The sequence below is a fragment of the Akkermansiaceae bacterium genome, assembly GCA_024233115.1.
Classification (GTDB): domain Bacteria; phylum Verrucomicrobiota; class Verrucomicrobiia; order Verrucomicrobiales; family Akkermansiaceae; genus Oceaniferula.
In genome coordinates this window covers 155,457-167,894 of the sequence record JACKQB010000002.1, presented here as the reverse complement: position 1 = coordinate 167,894, position 12,438 = coordinate 155,457, and the positions used below count along the sequence as shown (strand labels likewise).

Annotated in this window: 11 protein-coding genes; 2 read left to right on the top strand and 9 right to left on the bottom strand. The window is 56.9% G+C overall.

The genetic code is table 11. From position 1 onward, the window contains the following. Positions 1-4 precede the first annotated feature (4 nt). From H7A51_04855 to H7A51_04815, 9 genes are all read right to left on the bottom strand, one after another. Complete coding sequence (locus tag H7A51_04855; GenBank protein MCP5535551.1) at positions 5-823, bottom strand: succinate dehydrogenase cytochrome b subunit; 819 nt, start codon at positions 821-823, stop codon at positions 5-7. Between the two features lie 194 nt (positions 824-1,017). Next, a complete protein-coding gene (ndk, locus tag H7A51_04850; GenBank protein ID MCP5535550.1) occupies positions 1,018-1,443 on the bottom strand; it encodes a nucleoside-diphosphate kinase in 426 nt (141 codons plus the stop codon). Between the two features lie 109 nt (positions 1,444-1,552). After that, on the bottom strand, positions 1,553-3,550 hold the full coding sequence (locus H7A51_04845) for an alpha amylase C-terminal domain-containing protein (protein MCP5535549.1): 1,998 nt from the start codon (positions 3,548-3,550) through the stop codon (positions 1,553-1,555). 141 nt (positions 3,551-3,691) lie between these two features. Beyond that, positions 3,692-5,089 (bottom strand): signal recognition particle protein, encoded by a 1,398-nt coding sequence (gene ffh, locus H7A51_04840; GenBank protein ID MCP5535548.1) that lies wholly within the window; start codon positions 5,087-5,089, stop codon positions 3,692-3,694. Positions 5,090-5,201: 112 nt separating this feature from the next. After that, on the bottom strand, positions 5,202-6,476 hold the full coding sequence (locus H7A51_04835; protein MCP5535547.1) for a polysaccharide deacetylase family protein: 1,275 nt from the start codon (positions 6,474-6,476) through the stop codon (positions 5,202-5,204). A 75-nt stretch (positions 6,477-6,551) separates the two neighbouring features. Next, positions 6,552-6,977, bottom strand: a complete 426-nt coding sequence (locus tag H7A51_04830) for a hypothetical protein (protein MCP5535546.1) — start codon at positions 6,975-6,977, stop codon at positions 6,552-6,554. Between the two features lie 11 nt (positions 6,978-6,988). Next, complete coding sequence (locus H7A51_04825; protein ID MCP5535545.1) at positions 6,989-7,915, bottom strand: NAD-dependent epimerase/dehydratase family protein; 927 nt, start codon at positions 7,913-7,915, stop codon at positions 6,989-6,991. Between the two features lie 213 nt (positions 7,916-8,128). Then, entirely contained in the window at positions 8,129-9,229 is a 1,101-nt protein-coding gene (locus H7A51_04820) for an aminoglycoside phosphotransferase family protein (protein ID MCP5535544.1), read from the bottom strand. 24 nt (positions 9,230-9,253) lie between these two features. After that, positions 9,254-10,165 carry an NTP transferase domain-containing protein gene (locus H7A51_04815; protein ID MCP5535543.1) on the bottom strand — a complete coding sequence of 304 codons (912 nt, stop codon included), beginning with the start codon at positions 10,163-10,165 and terminating at the stop codon, positions 9,254-9,256. A 332-nt stretch (positions 10,166-10,497) separates the two neighbouring features. Here H7A51_04815 and H7A51_04810 point away from each other — a divergent pair, with 332 nt between their 5' ends. Both H7A51_04810 and H7A51_04805 read left to right on the top strand, forming a co-directional pair. Further along, entirely contained in the window at positions 10,498-11,445 is a 948-nt protein-coding gene (locus tag H7A51_04810; GenBank protein MCP5535542.1) for a thiamine pyrophosphate-dependent dehydrogenase E1 component subunit alpha, read from the top strand. Positions 11,446-11,451: 6 nt separating this feature from the next. Beyond that, entirely contained in the window at positions 11,452-12,423 is a 972-nt protein-coding gene (locus tag H7A51_04805) for an alpha-ketoacid dehydrogenase subunit beta (protein MCP5535541.1), read from the top strand. Positions 12,424-12,438 lie beyond the last annotated feature (15 nt).

Sequence of the window (12,438 nt, the reverse complement as noted above, 5' to 3'; positions counted from 1 at the left end):
GAAATCAGTGGGTGTCTGCGGCTGGAATGTCAGCATCAGTCAGTTCCGAGATGTTTTTGTGAGCCAGGTTTTCGGGCAGGTGTGTGTGGCCCTTTTCCTTGAGCTGTTTTACGACCTTTTCGGTTTTTTCCATTTCGCACTTACCGAGTCCGAAGAAACAGATGCTGATGGGGATGGAGATGAAGCCGAGGAAGATGACAATGGCGTAAACCTTGGAAAGCAGGCCGATGGCGGCGGATGACTTCTTGGTGCGCAGGCCGAGGGTCTGAAAAATGGAGCCGACACCGTGGGAGAGGTGGGAGCAGAGCAGCGCCATGGCGAGGATGTAGAAGAGGACAACGGGGATACTCTGGAAACCGGCGACGGTCATGGCCCAGTTCTGGTGGAAGTCGGCGAGGAGTTTCAGGTCATCCTGGATGCGGACGGTGTAGTGAAGGATATGGAAAACGAAGAAAACTATGATGGTGAGTCCACTCCAGATCATGATGCGTGATGACTTGGACGCTACCATGGTGGCGTCATGTTCATACCTGCGTGGTCGGGCGGCGCGGTTGGCTGCGGTCAGCTGGACGGTAGCCAGGATGTGTAATGCCAGGGAGACCAGCATGGTGGCGCGGAACAACCAGATACCCCAGCCGTGCAGCATGGTGTGCAGGAAATCCGCGTAATGGTTGAAGGCTTCCGAACTTTGGAAAATGAGCATGTTTCCGACCAGGTGCCCAGCCAGGAATATGACCAGAAAGGCTCCGGTGAGGGCGACGACGATTTTTTTACCAATGGAGGAGTGCCAGAAACGGCATGCGGAGCAAGTGGATGAAATCATAGAAAAATAGGTTGCTTATGTGCGGCGCGGATTACTTAGGGAAAACGGATGAAAGAAGCAAGAGCCAACAGTAAAGAATCAAGATATGGGCAGGGAATAACCGATTATGGATAGTGGCAGGTGGCTTTGGAAACAAACGGGGCCCGTCAGCGATGCCAACGAGCCCCGATAATAGAAGTGTGGTGTGTCGATGATTAGAAGGAAAACAGCTCGTCGTCCTTGAAGAATCGCTTGAGTTCGGCGGCAGCCGTCTCCGGTCCGTCAGAGGCGTGGCAGACGTTGACCATCATATCGGTGCCAAAGTCACCACGGATCGTGCCTGCGGCAGCTTCCTGGGAGTTGGTGGGCCCGAGCAGGTCGCGGACGCGACTGATGACGTCTTCGCCTTCCAGCGCAAGCGCGATCACCGGGGTGCGGCTCATAAATGCGGCGATCTCCGGGAAAAAGGGCTTATCAGCGACGTGGGCGTAGTGCTCAGTGAGGATTGCGTCGTCGAGCTGCATCATTTTGATACCGCGCACGATGAAGCCTTCTGCCTGAAAGCGGGAAAGAACGGTGCCGACGATGTTTTTCTCAACGGCGTCGGGTTTAAAAAGAATAAGTGAAGTTTCAGTAGCCATGCGGGTGGCTGTAGCGGGGATGCGGGGATTTGGCAATAAAAAGTAGGGCGAGTTTGCAACTTGCCGACAACCAAAGCCGTATAACCTGTCGGCAAGTTGCCAGCTTGCCCTACTTTGCCAAGACGACGCAGGTGCGGCTTGGGAGGTAGATCTGGATGGCCTGGTTCTCGTCAGCCTCGAAGGTGACGGAGGTATCGATCCGTTGGTGGCCCCCGTTTTCACAGGAATCACTATCGACCACGATCTTGTATTCACCCTCACGGGAAATGGGGATCAGGTAATCGGGGAATGACTGGGTCGGATTAAAATTGAAGATGAAAATCAGATTGCCGCGTTCGGCGGCGAGCACCTGGTCATCGTTATGCACGTAGAGTTGCTGGGCGGGTGCGCATCCTAACAGGTTGTGCTGTTTGGCGAGCTGGATCATATCCTGATCGAAGTGATTGAGGTGTTGGTAGCGCAGTTCGGGGTTGTCCACAAGCGACCACTGGCGTCGGCAGTAGTGGTATGACCAGCCGTTGCCTTCGCGCGGGAAGTCAAGCCACTCAGGGTGGCCGAATTCATTGCCCATGAAGTTCAACCAGCCCTCGCCACCGGCGACGAGGGTGAAGAGGCGGATCATCTTGTGCAGGGCGATCCCCCGGTCAATGATCCCGTTTTCGGACCCAACGCCCATGTGCCAGTACATTTCCTGGTCCATGAGGCGGAAGGCGATGGTCTTATCGCCCACCAATGCCTGGTCGTGGCTTTCTGCGTAGGCGATGTTGGCCTCACCGAAGCGGCGATTGGTCATGACTCCCCACATTTCCTCCACGTTCCAGTCCTCATCCTGTTTGTGTTTGAGGAGTTTGATCCAGTAGTCGGGGATTCCCATGGCGAGACGATGGGTGAAACCCACGCCTCCCTCAGAGGTGGGACGGCAAAGGCCGGGCATGCCACTCATGTCTTCTGCCACGATCATGGCGCCGGGCCGGAGCTGGTGACACAGGGTGGTGGCAAGTCCGAGATAGAGGATGGCATCTTCATCGGGGCCATCGGAAAAATACTTGTCGTAGTGGTCAAAAGCAACCGTGCCGTGGTGGTGGTAGAGCATGGAGGTCACCCCATCGAAGCGGAAGCCGTCGAATTTGAATTCCTCCAGCCAGAAGCGGATGTTGGAGAGCAGGAACCGGCGTACTTCTTCTTTGCCGTAGTCGAAACATTTCGAGTCCCACTGCGGTTGGTCGCCCCTTTCGCCGGTATGGAAATATTGGTTGCCCGAGCCGTCGAAATCATTGAGTCCTTCGGAAATGTTTTTGACAGCGTGTGAGTGCACCACATCTAACAACACTGCGACACCGAGTCCATGTGCGGTATCGATGAGGTATTTCAGATCCTCCGGTGTGCCAAAGCGCGAGCAGGGGGCGAAGAAGGATGAGACGTGGTAGCCGAACGAGCCATAATACGGATGCTCTTGCACGGCCATGAGCTGGACCGTGTTGTAACCGAGCCGGGATATGCGTGGCAGCACGGTTTCGGCGAACTCGCGGTAGGTGTGGAGTCGGGGTTCCTCACCACCCATGCCGACATGGGCCTCGTATATCAGGGGGGAGCCTATCGAGGAGGGATCGAAATCATTCTGCCATACGTAGGCGTCTTCGGGCTGCCAAACCTGGCCTGAATAGTCGTGGGTGTGCTCGTCCTGGACGCAGCGATGGATGGTAGCCGGTATGCGGTCCCTCGCCGTGTCGTTTGCGCCTGCGATGTGAAGCTTCACCTTGTCGCCATGTTTGACGATGTCACCGGCAAGCCGGGTTTCCCATACTCCGTTCTCAGCTTTGACAAGTGGGTGGGTGCCAGCGTCCCAGTTATTGAAATCGCCGACCACGGAGACGTACTTCGCGGCGGGCGCCCATTCTCTCACCGACCAGGTGTCGTCCTTAAAGTGATAGTGGATGCCAACGTACTGATGTACTGTGGAATAAGCCTCGATGCTGCCTGCACGGGCTTCAATTTCCCGCAGGTGATCCTGTAAGCGGATCATTCTCCATGTGATGTGATCGGCGTAGGGTTCGAGCCAGCAATCGTCTTGAACCAACTTGGGAACCTTGGGGGTTTCACTACTCATGGCGGTAGACTACCTACAGAAGTCGTGGAAGGCACGGAAATAGTGCAGCCGATGACGCAGAGCCACGATGCAGGAGATTGAGCTGTCCGGTGATGCAATGGATGAACCACGGGAATGTTGCCGGGGCAGGTGCCGGTATTGTTAGAACGGCAGCTTGGGCATTTTGCCGCCGCCGCCCAATCCTTTCATGCCGTCCATCATGTCGCCCATGCCCTCCATGCCGCCGAGTTGCTTCATCATGTCCTTCATTTTGCCCTTGGACTTCATCATCTTGCGCATCTGGGTGAACTGCTTGAGGAATCGGTTCACCTCGATCATGGTATTACCCGAGCCAGCGGCGATCCGCTTGCGGCGGGTTCCTTTGATGAGCTGGGGGGTGGACCGCTCCTTCGGTGTCATCGAGAGCACAATCGCTTCCATGCGTTTCATGCGGCCTTGGTCAAAGGCCCCGGAGGGAAGTTGTTTTTTGATCTTGTTGAAACCGGGAAGCATTCCCAGCAGCCCATCGAGAGGGCCAAGCTTGCGCAGCATGTTCATCTGGTCGAGGAAGTCGTTGAAGTCGAATTTACCCGACTGCAAACGCTTCGCGGCGTTCATGGCATCCTCCTCGTTGATGTTTTCAGCAGCGGTTTCCACCATGCTGACCACGTCGCCCATACCGAGGATACGGCTGGCCATGCGGTCGGGGTGGAAGACGCCGAACTGGTCGAGCTTTTCGCCCTCACCGATAAACTTGATGGGTTTGCCCGTCACGGCGCGCATCGAGAGAGCGGCACCACCGCGTGCATCACCGTCGAGCTTGGTCAGGATGATCCCCGTGATCCCCACGGCATCATCGAAGTGACGTGCCACGGAAACAGCCTGCTGCCCGGTGGCTGAGTCGGCGACCAGCAGAGTCTCGTTAGGCTCGACGAACTTGTGAAGGTCCTTGAGTTCTTGCACGAGAGCCTCGTCGATTTCCTGTCGGCCTGCGGTATCGAAAATAAGGGTTGTGCCATTTTGGGTCTTGGCCCACTTGAGAGCCTGTTTGGCGACCTTGACGAGGTTCTTTTCACCGGGTTCCGGGGTGAAACACGGCACACCCACCTGCCCAGCCAGGGTGGCGAGTTGGTCGATGGCGGCAGGGCGGTAGAGGTCGCAGGCGATGAGCAGGGGACGGCGGCCTTCTTTTTGAAGGCGCAGTGCCAGCTTGCCGGCAGTGGTCGTTTTACCCGCGCCATTGAGACCGCAGAGGAGAATGTGTGCCGGCGGATTGAGGTTCAGCGGTGTCGCGTCACCACCGAGCAGCGCGGTGAGTTCATCGTTGAAAATCTTGACGATTTGTTCGCCGGGTTTGATGGACTTGAGCACGTCCACCCCCATGGCTTTTTCTTTGACCTTGGCGATAAAGTCCTTGGCGACTCCGAATTCGACGTCGGCCTCCAGCAAGGCGAGCCGGATTTCACGGAGCGCGTCGCCGATGTTTTTTTCGGAGATTTTACCAACGCCGCGCAGATTGCGGAAGGTTTTGTCGAGACTGTCGGAAAGGGCTGAGAACATGGTGGTGGGTTATCGGTTATTGGTTATCCGTTATCAGGATAAGAGCAGTGCTGGTGCGTTGAAGTACAATGGGTATGTGGATCCCGCAGCTGCGGGATTGGAGTTTCCATCCCTAGGGGGCGATGGGGCTGGACGGTTGATAGGCGGCTTCGCGGTCGATCCGGAAGATCCAGGTCATCGGCTGTTCATATTTGGTAGCTCCCAGGGTGCGCCACTGCACACTGACTTCACAGGTGCGGGAGCGCAACCGGCGGTTCAGCGTCCAGGAGGCCGTTTTGCTGGCGGCGTCATAGGTGGCGGGCACCTTGCCGAAACCTGCGACCCGCATGACGATCGACTCGACGTCAATGTTGGCCACTTTTGAAAGGTCAGCCGAGACAGTGGGCAGCCGGGTTGTTATCAAGGCACCTGGCTCCGGTTTGACCGGGTGGGGGGTGGACTGGACGATGGCACCATCGGTGGCGGCCGTCGTGCTTGTCGCGCTGAAGCTGGTCGCATTCCGGAAAATATAGTCGTGGGTGCCGAGGATGACGTAGCGGGGTATGGTGAAGTTGGAGGTCGCGAGAGTCGTTTTCCCCGGGAGCACGGTGAACAGGCACTCATAGCCGCACTCCGTGGCGATGGGCAACATTTCACCGGTGACATAGCCGCCGGGGTAGGCGTAGGCATTGACTTTGCCGCCGAATTTTTTTTCCAACTCCTTACGCGAGCCGCCCATTTCCTTACGTAAATAGGTGGCGAACTCGTCCGATCCTTTGGCGCGTTCGGCCTTTACCGTGGCGGGGTAGGGGTGGGAGATCGAGTGACTGGCCACGGTGCAGCCGTTGTTCTGCATCTCCTTGATCATCGCTGATGTCAGCGCACTGGCACCACCGTCGATGTAATTGGTGTAGAGGAAAACAGTGAAGGGGAATTTGTGTTCCTTGAGGATCGGGTAGGCGTCGGTGTAGACGGATTTCCAACCGTCATCGATGGTGATGAGCACGGACTTGTCCTGGATTTTCTTTTCGCCTCGTTTCCAGGCGATGAAGTCCTCCATGCTGATGACATGCAGACCGAGTTCCTTGATGGCCTGCATCTGTTTGCGGAACTTGCCGGTGGAGATGAGCATCTCGGTGGGCGTTTTGATTTTTGAAAAATCGTGGTATCCCAAAACCGTGACCCTTACCCCGTCGTCGTTGGTCGTCGCCCCCGGGGCGGTGGCAGGTGCGGTATTGGGAGCCGTTGGTGCGGAGGGGGCCGTGGTCGAAGGTTGACCGGTGTTGTTGGCCGGGGTCACACTGGCCTGTGCGATGAGGGTTGCCTCTCCATGGTCAATAGGGCCATGGGCCAGCGCTGACAAGGCCGTGGACACAAGGATGACAAGAGCGGTGGAGGTCGGTTTCATGGTCGAAGAGGCGGAAATATAGCGTTTTTAGACCGAAAGAAAAGGCCTGATGTCAGCTAAAATGGGAACGGTCTTTCAAAAGGCCATCATGGCTCCGGGCAGACTGACAATGCCAAAAACCACCAGTGAGAGTACGATGCCGGCGATATAGGCGGTTTTCCGGTAGGATGGATGTTCCGGCGTATTCAATAGAGCGCAGACAAAAAACTCGGAGATGGAGCCTGCAAAATAGCATACGTTCGCCGCGAGCGCGGTCACGAGGGCACCGGGGATGGCAACCGCCATGGGCATGGAGTTGCCGGCGACGTAGAGGATCAGGACCACCAGGCCTGGCAGCAAGAGGATGAGGTTGTATTGTATCCGCATCCGCTCCCAGGCCACCACGATGTTCCGTGGACTTTCCGAAGCTGGCCCGCCGCCATCGGTGGGATGGCTTGCTGGAGGGGCGTAGGGGTCTGTACGAGGAGCGGTTGTATCGGTGGTGCCACTTGAATCCTGCATCTCAGGTCAGGTTAACTGGATAGTTTGTTTTTGAAAAACTCAAACGTAGCAGCAAGTCCTTCCTCAAGGGTAAACCGGGGCACCCATCCTGCGGCGCGTAGTTTGTCCGATGATGCGCGCGAGTGTTTCACATCACCCGCCCGCTCAGGTCCGTGGATGAGCTTGGAGCCTGTGTTCGCCGTTCCGAGAATGTTGTTAGCCAGGTCATTGATCGTGATCTGGCCTCCGTAACCAGCGTTGTAGGTGCCGTGCATGTCTTCATGCATCGCGGCAAAGACAAGAGCGCCGACGATGTCCTTCACGTAGATGAAGTCGCGGGTTTGCTCGCCATCACCGTAGACCGTGATGTCCTCACCCTTGACGGCTTTTTCGATGAAAATGGGCACGGCGGCGGCGTAGGCTCCCTTGGGGTCCTGGCGGGGCCCGAACACATTAAAGAACCTGATGGACGTCGCCTGGATCTTTCCTTCGGTTCGGAACATCTCAAGGTAATATTCCCCGTCGAGTTTGGTGATCGCATACGGACTCTTGGGCTCCGGATACATGGTCTCCAGCTTGGGTACGGTGGGGTTGTCGCCGTAGTTGGCCGCTGAGGAGGCAAAGACGATTTTCTTCACCCCGGCATCCGATGCCTCCTCCAGCACATTGAGCAAACCGTTGACGTTGATCTCCACACACTCGGCGATTTTACTCATCGATTCAGGAACGGAAACCATCGCTGCCATGTGGAAAATGTAATCAACCCCGTCGACAGCTTGTTTGACCAGCCCACGATCAGTGACCGAGCCCTCGATGAAGGTGCAGTCGAGCCCTTCAAGGTTATGTTTGTAACCCGTGCGGAGGTTATCGAGCACGCGGATCTCCCCGGCCTTGCCTTGGAAATGTTCAACGATGTGGGAGCCGATGAAACCGGCTCCGCCTGTGACGAGTATTTTCATTTTTCAGGAGTTGGATTGTTTGATGGATAAAGTTAGATGATGCCGCCTTGTGGATGGTTTGCCTCCGCTTTGAGGCTGGAAAGCTGGCTTCCTGCGGCGGGGTTTCATAAGTCTTGTCTTGTTTGGAGTTGTGAATTGCGGCTGCGCCGGGGATGGAGTCGGCAAGCCGGTTCAGGGGAAGGCGGAGGCAAGCCGTCCGCACTTCAGACCTGCCTACACGCTGTACTTCGCCACCAGCGCCTCCATGGCATCCAGCTGGGAATCAATGGATTCGACGAGTGCCATCTGCGTGCGGGTGCGGTCGATGTTGTGGCCGTCGCGGTGCACCTTGAAGTAGACGTCGCCCTTGAGGTAGTCCGTCAGGAAACGGGCGCCACACTCCATGGTCAACAGTTTTCCGGAAAAAGCTAACAGGGAACGCTCGTTGTCGGTGAGGAAGTCTCCAGCCGATGCGAGGTAGCCCTTGACGAGGGCCTCGAACATAAACATGCGCATTTCAACTTTGGAGGTGTCTTTTTCATCCTCGGCAGCGGGGGATGTGGCAGTGCGGATCATGTCGCCGAAATCATAAATGGCAGAGCCCGGCATGGTGGTGTCCAAATCGATCACACAGATGCCTTCACCTGTGACATCGTCTAACATGACGTTGTTCAGCTTGGTGTCGTTATGGGTGACCCGGAGAGGGAGTTCACCGTTTTCAAGCATATCGACAACCTTGCTGCCCTCGGCTTCGCGTGCCATGTACCAATCGATTTCTTTTTGAACACCCGCTGCACGATTTTCCGAATCGGCTTCGATGGCTTCGACCAGATGTTGGAAACGCTGCTTGGTATTATGAAAACCGGGGATGGTTTCGTGCAGCGGGTCTCCTGGCAGCGTGGCTGCGAGTTTCTGGAACTCGCCAAAGGCGCGGGCGGCTTCGGTGGCCTGGGCTTCGGATTCGATGGTGTCGTATGTGCGCGCCCGCTCGATGAACGGGTAGGTCCGCCAGCAGTTGCCGGCGGCATCAAAGGCATGGGGAGTGCCTTGCATGGAAGGTATGCAGGTCAGGGTGCGCCGTCGTGCTTCGGGGTGCTCTTGCTTGAGCAGTTCATTGAGCGCGTGTGTGGTGACACGCTCGACATTTTCCATCAGCTCCACCGGTTTTTTGAAGGCTTCGGTGCTGAGCCGCTGGTGAATGTAGCGGAGACGTTGTCCCGCCTGGTCGTATTCAGCGCAGTAGGTGTCATTGATGTGCCCTGAGCCGTATGGGTGGCCGTGAACAAAATCGGCCCGCATATCGAACAGGCCCGCTATTTCCTTGAGATCGTGCATGATGTGGTGGTTTCTGGTTGGGTGTTAGTCCAAGGGGCTGGTGTATTCACCGGCGTCGATCAGCTGTTGAATGGCCTCGACTACGTGTGGTTTATCATCGGGATAGGTCACACCAAACCACGAGCTGGTGGTTTCAAGCACCTTGCAGTCGGCCGTGCCGTTTCGGATCAGTTCATCGACCAGGGTGGGGATGTAGCACTCGGATTTCATCTCGGTGCCACGCTCTTGAAGAAAGCGGGTGAAGTGGTCCTCGATCTGGCTGAAGAACTCCTGTCCAAACCCCCAGAAATTCATCGACGCCACGGCGCTTTCCGGCACCTCGCGTCGCTTGCCATCGAGCCCGTTGCCGCGGATTTTACCATCATCTTCACGTTTGATTTCAGTGACTTCTTCAACGTCCTTGAGGAAACCGTTGTCGTCTGAACAAATGCCGCGATTGACATCCCCGTGGTCGGAGAGGGTTTTGGTGATGTGGTAACCGACCATGCAGTAGTGGGATTTGGAATCGACGGTTCCAGCGGCCTCCTTGAAGTAGCCGGCAATCCGCTGATAGGCATCCGCGCCATAAAAATCATCGGCGTTGATCACCGCAAACTGGCCGGTGACGGCATGGCGCGCAGCGCGAACGGCGTGGGTGGTCCCCCATGGTTTTTCACGTCCCTCGGGGACACTGAAACCCGCGGGAAGGTCGTCGAGTTTTTGAAACACATAGTCGACCTCGATTTTACCCTCGAACCTGGCACCCACCCCCTCACGGAAGGCCTCGGCGAAGTCTTCGCGGATGATGAAGACTACGCGTTTAAAGCCTGCGCGGATGGCATCGTAGACAGAATAATCGAGAACGGTTTCGCCGTTAGGCCCCATGGGGTCCATTTGTTTGAGGCCGCCATACCGGCTGCCCATACCGGCCGCGAGAACAAGAAGTGTGGGTTCCATATTGAAAAGATTGGTTTGGTCGTTGATTTTTGCGAGGCTGTTATGCTTCCAGTAGGGATGCTTGGCAATGGTTTCTTTTGACAACATGGGGTTATTCTTTCGTAAAGAATGCTATTGCCAGCAAGGCTGTGGCTGTCTTTATTGAGTCCGACAACTCCAATCAAACTAGATTTGATTTCCCGTTCTTTCTATCATCCCAACAATCGACCTCGGGTCGTGCCCGCCAACGCTTTTGTGCCCACCAACGCTTTATAGACGACTCTATGGATAAAACAACTGAAGGTCTCGACCCTGGCATAGAGCGTGATCATGTGCGGCGCGTCTTTCGGGCCATGCTCACTGCCCGCATTCTCGAAAACAAGCTCGGCAGCCTCTATAAAGCCGGCAAAATTGTCGGTGGTGTCTATCTGGGCAAAGGTCAGGAGGCGGTCAGCGCGTCTCTTGCGGCTTGTTTGGAAAAGGGCAAGGACATCTACGCCCCGCTGATCCGGGACCAGGCGGGGCGCACGGCATTCGGCGAAGATATGCTCGATTGCACCCGCACCTACCTGGGGTCTGTGGAAGGCCCCATGCGGGGGCGCGACGGCAATATCCACCGTGGGCGTCCCGCCGAAGGTATGCCCGCGATGATTTCCCATCTGGGCACCGCTATATCCGTGGTCAGTGGCATGCTGATGGCCAAGCGTATCAAGGGGGAGCTGGACGGCGTGGTTGGTGCCACCTGCGTCGGTGATGGCTGCACCTCCACAGGATCATTTCATGAAGGGCTGAACACTGCCGCTGTTGAGAAACTTCCCTTGGTGCTGACCATTGCCAACAACCAGTATGCCTATTCCACGCCGAACGACCGGCAATTCGTCTGTGAGGACTTGGTTGACAAGGCCAAGGGATACGGGGTTCGTGGCCACAGTGTGGACGGTACCGATATGCTGGCCTGTGTCAAAGTGATGCAGGAGGCTGTCGCCAGGGCAAGGGGAGGTGAGGGGCCACAACTGGTGGTTGCCTCCATGCTGCGACTCACCGGGCATGGCGAGCATGACGACGGGTCATACGTCGATCCTGGTTTGAAGGCGTCGGGCCTGGGGCGCGACAGCATTGATGTCGGCAAGGCCCAGATGATTGAAAACGGCTTCGCCGACGCCTCCGAGATTGAGGCGTGGGAGCTCGAGGCGGCTGAAACCGTGCAGGCGGCTGTTGCCACCGCCCAGAAGGAATCCGATCCCGATCCGTATCTGGACGACTGGAGGTCCTATTCCAACCCCAACCTGCAAACCCGTTAGTAAGAAATGAGTGACGTCACCTACATCGATGCAATTCATGCGGCTCTTGGCAAGGCGCTGGAAGAGGACCCCCGGGTCTTCCTTTACGGCCAGGATATCGGACAGTTCGGGGGGGCATTCAAGGCCACCAAAGGACTGCAGGACAGGTTTCCCGGTCGCGTTCTTGACGCGCCCATCAGCGAGGATGCCATGGCCGGTATGGCGATTGGTGCCGCTATCGAGGGCGCCCGTCCCGTGCTGGAGATGCAGTTTGCCGATTTCTCCTCCGTGGCTTTTAACCAGATCGTCAATCAGGCCGCTACCCACTACTACCGGACCGGTGTCCCCGTGCCGCTGACCATGCGTTTGCCGTCGGGGGGGACCCCTGGCTCCGGGCCGTTTCACAGTCAGAGTATGGAAGCCCTCTACGCGCACTACCCGGGCCTGGTGGTGGTCACGCCCGCAACCGTGTCAGATGCCTACTCGATGCTGCTCGAATCCATCGCCATGGACGATCCCGTGGTCTACTGCGAACACAAATTCCTCTACCGCTGGCTGAAGGCCAATAGTTACAAAGGGGATCATCTCCCGATTGGAAAGGCCCGGATCACCCGCGCCGGTAAACATGCCTCCGTGGTCACCTACAGTGCCATGGTTCACGAGGCTGTGCGTGCCGCCGAAATGCTCCACGCCGAAGGGGGCTGGGAAATCGAGGTCGTCGACCTCCGCTCGGTCAAGCCCCTCGATAACGATACCGTCATCGCATCGGTGGCCCGGACGGGGCGCTTGCTCGCCGTTGGCGAGGCGTTTCCCTGGGGTGGGGTGACTGCTGAAGTCGTCTCACGTGTCTGTGCCGATGGTTTCCATCTGCTGGATGCTCCGCCCGCCCGACTCAATGCCAGGGACACCCCGATCCCATATCATCCGAAACTTTGGGCCACCCACCGCCCAACACCGGAATCCATTGCTGTGGCTCTTCGTAAGTTATTGAACTACTAAGAGATACTGTTAAAT

Bases quoted from the DNA above. Each gene is read 5' to 3' on its own strand.
- ffh (MCP5535548.1), bottom strand. From the start codon at position 5,089: ATGTTCTCAGCCCTTTCCGACAGTCTCGACAAAACCTTCCGCAATCTG.
- H7A51_04830 (MCP5535546.1), bottom strand. From the start codon at position 6,977: ATGCAGGATTCAAGTGGCACCACCGATACAACCGCTCCTCGTACAGAC.
- ndk (MCP5535550.1), bottom strand. From the start codon at position 1,443: ATGGCTACTGAAACTTCACTTATTCTTTTTAAACCCGACGCCGTTGAG.
- H7A51_04815 (MCP5535543.1), bottom strand. From the start codon at position 10,165: ATGGAACCCACACTTCTTGTTCTCGCGGCCGGTATGGGCAGCCGGTAT.
- H7A51_04825 (MCP5535545.1), bottom strand. From the start codon at position 7,915: ATGAAAATACTCGTCACAGGCGGAGCCGGTTTCATCGGCTCCCACATC.
- H7A51_04855 (MCP5535551.1), bottom strand. From the start codon at position 823: ATGATTTCATCCACTTGCTCCGCATGCCGTTTCTGGCACTCCTCCATT.
- H7A51_04805 (MCP5535541.1), top strand. From the start codon at position 11,452: ATGAGTGACGTCACCTACATCGATGCAATTCATGCGGCTCTTGGCAAG.
- H7A51_04810 (MCP5535542.1), top strand. From the start codon at position 10,498: ATGCTCACTGCCCGCATTCTCGAAAACAAGCTCGGCAGCCTCTATAAA.
- H7A51_04835 (MCP5535547.1), bottom strand. From the start codon at position 6,476: ATGAAACCGACCTCCACCGCTCTTGTCATCCTTGTGTCCACGGCCTTG.
- H7A51_04845 (MCP5535549.1), bottom strand. From the start codon at position 3,550: ATGAGTAGTGAAACCCCCAAGGTTCCCAAGTTGGTTCAAGACGATTGC.
- H7A51_04820 (MCP5535544.1), bottom strand. From the start codon at position 9,229: ATGCACGATCTCAAGGAAATAGCGGGCCTGTTCGATATGCGGGCCGAT.